This window comes from Caulobacter sp. D5 (assembly GCF_003185805.1).
Lineage (GTDB): Bacteria > Pseudomonadota > Alphaproteobacteria > Caulobacterales > Caulobacteraceae > Caulobacter.
Map to the genome: position 1 here is coordinate 1 of NZ_QHJY01000394.1, position 3,714 is coordinate 3,714.

General features: G+C 69.2%; 4 protein-coding genes. 1 reads left to right on the forward strand and 3 read right to left on the reverse strand.

Annotation, left to right across the window (positions count from 1 at the left end; translation table 11 throughout):
* Positions 1-113 precede the first annotated feature (113 nt).
* The 3 genes from xylB to DMC18_RS21830 all read right to left on the reverse strand — a co-directional run bounded on the left by xylB (position 114) and on the right by DMC18_RS21830 (position 3,389).
* Positions 114-860 carry a D-xylose 1-dehydrogenase gene (gene xylB / locus DMC18_RS21820; protein ID WP_110119308.1) on the reverse strand — a complete coding sequence of 249 codons (747 nt, stop codon included), beginning with the start codon at positions 858-860 and terminating at the stop codon, positions 114-116.
* Between the two features lie 30 nt (positions 861-890).
* Positions 891-2,045 carry a fumarylacetoacetate hydrolase family protein gene (locus tag DMC18_RS21825; RefSeq protein WP_110119309.1) on the reverse strand — a complete coding sequence of 385 codons (1,155 nt, stop codon included), beginning with the start codon at positions 2,043-2,045 and terminating at the stop codon, positions 891-893.
* 288 nt (positions 2,046-2,333) lie between these two features.
* Complete coding sequence (locus DMC18_RS21830; protein WP_110119310.1) at positions 2,334-3,389, reverse strand: LacI family DNA-binding transcriptional regulator; 1,056 nt, start codon at positions 3,387-3,389, stop codon at positions 2,334-2,336.
* 102 nt (positions 3,390-3,491) lie between these two features.
* Between DMC18_RS21830 and DMC18_RS21835 the strand changes: the two genes are divergently transcribed.
* A partial coding sequence (locus DMC18_RS21835; RefSeq protein ID WP_158285961.1) for a molybdenum cofactor guanylyltransferase occupies positions 3,492-3,714 on the forward strand: 223 nt, incomplete at its 3' end.

The following is a 3,714-nucleotide window of genomic DNA, read 5'->3' on the forward strand; positions in this document are numbered from 1 at the left end:
CCCCTTGATGGGGGAGGGTTGGGTGGGGGTGACCTACGATGGTGGCGGCTGAACCGCCGCGTCACCCCCATCCCCGACCCTTCCCCCATCGAGGGGGAAGGGAGTGGTTCACGTCAACGCCAGCCGGCGTCGATCCAGTATTCGTGGCCCGTGCACAGGCTGCCGTCGTCCGAGGCCAGGAACAGCACCAGCGAGGCGACGTTGGCCGGCAGGATGCGGCCCTTGACGGCCTGGGCCTTGACGATCTCGGCCTCGCCTTCCGGGGTGTACCACTTCTCCTGGCGCTTGGTCTTGACGTTGCCCGGCACCACGCAGGTGACGCGGATGTCGTCGGGACCCAGTTCGCGGGCCAGGGCGCGGGTCATGCCCTCGATGCCGGCCTTGGCGGTTTCGTAGAGGACGAGGTCCTCCAGCCCCAGGTGCCAGCTGATCGAGCCGAAATTGATGATCGCGCCGCCGCCGCGTTCCTTCATGCCCGGGGCCGCGGCCTGGGCGCAGAACAGCATGTGACGCAGGTTCACGTTCATGCGGTTGTCCCAGTAGGCCGGGGTCACGTCGGCCAGGCTGTGACGGTCGTCGTTGCCGGCGTTGTTGACCAGCACGTCGATGGGACCGATTTCGGCGAAGAAGGCCTTCACGGCCTCCAGGTCGGTCAGGTCGACCTTCTGGAACACCGGCTTGACGGCCGCGTCCGACAGCTCGGCGACCAGGGCCTGCGAATCCTCGACGGCGATGTCGACGAAGATCACTTCTGCCCCTTGGCGGGCGAAGGCGGTGGTGATGCCCGCGCCGATGCCGGAGCCGCCGCCGGTGATGACGACGCGCTTGCCCTGGAGGCTGGGATAGATGGCAGAGGACATGCGCTTACGCCTGGAAAGAGGAAACGAGGGTCACAGCAGGCCGCGGCCGGCCAAATTGCGGATCAGGGCCGAGATGCCGAAGGTCCAGGGCCTGGCCTGGTCGCAGGTGGTCACTTCGTTCTCGAGCACGCCGAGCTTGGGGGTCGAGACGCGGACGCGGTCGCCGACCTTATGGGTGAAGCCCTGGCCGGCGGTGTCGCGGTCCTGGATCGGGGCGAACATGGTGCCCAGGAACAGGGCGAAGCCGTCCGGATACTGGTGCTGCCGGCTGTAGGCCTGGCTCGCCAGCACGGCCGGGTCGCGGCTGATCAGGCTCATGTTCGACTTGCCGTCGAGCACGAAGTTGTCGCGGCCGGTGATCTTCAGTTCGACCTCGGCGCTGCGCACGTCGTCCAGGCTGAACGAGGCGTCGAACAGGCGGAAGAACGGACCGATTGAGCAGGAGGCGTTGTTGTCCTTGGCCTTGCTGAGCAGCAGGGCCGAGCGGCCCTCGAAGTCGCGCAGGTTGACGTCGTTGCCCAGCGACGCGCCGCGGATCTCGCCCGACCCGTCGCACAGCAGCACGACTTCCGGCTCGGGGTTGTTCCAGTGGCTGTCGCTGCGGACGCCGACCTGGTCGCCCCAGCCCATCGACGACAGCGTCGGGCCCTTGGTGAAGATCTCGGCGTCGGGGCCGATGGCGACCTCGAGGTACTGCGACCACAGGCCGTCCTTGATCAGGGTCTGCTTCAGGCGCTCGGCGCCTTCGGACCCCGGGTTCACGCTGCGCAGGTCGCCGCCCATGCTCTGCGACAGCTGCTCGCGGATCTTCAGGGCGGCGGCGGCGTCGCCGCGGGCGCGCTCCTCGATCACCCGCTCCAGGGTCGAGACGGCGAAGGTGACGCCGGCGGCCTTCAGGCATTGCAGGTCGACGGGGGCCAGCAGCTTGGCGGCGGCGTTGCCTTCACGGTCGTCCCAGACCGGGCGCAGGTCGAGCTTTTCCAGCGGGCCCTTGTCCTCGCCGCGCGGGATCGCGTCGCCGGGGGCGTAGGCGTTCATCAGGTCGGCGACGGTGGGGGCGATCTTGCTGACGTCCTCGACGTGGCCGCCGCGGATCAGGACGGGGGTCGGGCCCTGGCCGAAATCGATGCGGCCCAGAAGGGTCGCTTCCCGCCAGTCCTCGGGAAGGTATTGCGTCACGCCCACCGCGTTTTCTCCCTGTCGCGCGAGCGGATCTTTGCGAACGCCCGCTACGCTTCGTAACTCCCCGACTTGTTAGCGCTAACATGTGGAGGGGCGCAAGGGAGTTGTCTGACAACTGGTACGGACACCTCTCCCATGCGGAGAGGGAGGGGCCCGCGCCGAAGGCGTGGGAGGGTGAGGGGGTAAGACGTCGGAAGGTTTACGCGTGAGGGGATATGCGGCCGGCCGCGTAACCCCTCACCCTCCCAGGCTATCGCCTGGGCCCCTCCCTCTCCCTCTGGGAGAGGGGATTTAAACCGGCGCAGGCCCCGCCGAGTCCCGCACGATCAGCGTATGCGGATGCATCAGCTGCCTCGGCTCGCCGGTTCCATCCCGGTGGCGGCGGATTTCTTCCAGCACCAGGTCGACGGCGGCGCGGGCCATGGCGGCGATGGGCTGGTGGACGGTGGTCAGGGCCGGCCAGATGTTGGCGGCGATCGAGGTGTCGTCGAAGCCGACGATCGAGACGTCGCCGGGCACGTCCAGGCCCAGGCGGTGCGCCAGGCCCGCGGTGGCGGCGGCCATGTCGTCGTTGGCGGCGAAGATCGCGGTCGGTCGATCCTTGACGTTCAGCAGCCGCTCGGCCGCCTCCAGGCCCGAGCGATAGGTGAAGTAGCCCTGCTCGATGCGGACGTCCTCTTGAGGAATCCCCGCCGCCTTGAGAGCGGTCATGAAGCCGTCCATCCGCTGCTGGCTGACCGTCTGGTTGGGGTGGCCCTTGATGAAGCCGAAGCGCTTGTGGCCGAGACTCAGCAGGTGCTGGGTCAGTTCGAAGGCGGCGGCCTCGTTGTCGATGCGGATGGTGGCCATGTCGCTGCTGGCCATGCCGGGGGCGACGGCCACGGCGGCCGCGCCGGCGGCCTTCACCTCGGCAAGCACGGTCTGGGACTCGCACAGGGGCGGGGGCAGGATCAGGCCATCGACGCCGGTCTTCAGCAGGCGGGCCAGGGTGGCGCCGGCCAGTTCGGGCTCGGCGCACTTCTCGATGACGATCTGCGAGCCGGTGCGGCTGCTCTCGTCCAGCGCCCCGACCAGGAACTCCGACAGATAGCCGGTCGAGGGGTTGTCGTAGAGCAGGCCGATGCGGAACGGGGCGCTGCCGGCCAGGCTGCGGGCGGCCGGGTTGGGGGCGTAGTTGAGCTCGGCGATGGCCGCCTCGACCAGGGCCCGGGTCTCTTCCTTGACGGTGGATTCGCGGTTGATGACCCGCGAGACGGTCATGGGCGACACCCCGGCCCGCGCGGCGACGTCGCGGATCGTGGCGCTCTGGCTGCTGCGGCGCCGCGTGCGCTCGGTGCGTTCGTTCATGACTGAGAAGTCCGTCCCTTTTGGGCGAGTCTAGACCGTTTCTCGCGCCAGGGGGAAGCGCGGCCTTGGTAGCGGTCTCCGGGCGGGCGTAAGGAGGGCGTCATGACTGCGTTTGGCGCCATCATTCTCTGCGGCGGCGGCTCGGTCCGGATGGGGCGCGACAAGGCCTTGCTGGACTGGGACGGCCTGCGCGCCATCGACCGCGTCGCGGCCCTGGCCCGGGCGGCGGGGGCGAGCGTGGTGCTGACGGCCGGGCGCGACTACGGGCTGGACTGGGCGCCCGATCCGGAAGAGGGGGCCGGTCCCGTCGGCGGCGTGCTGGCCG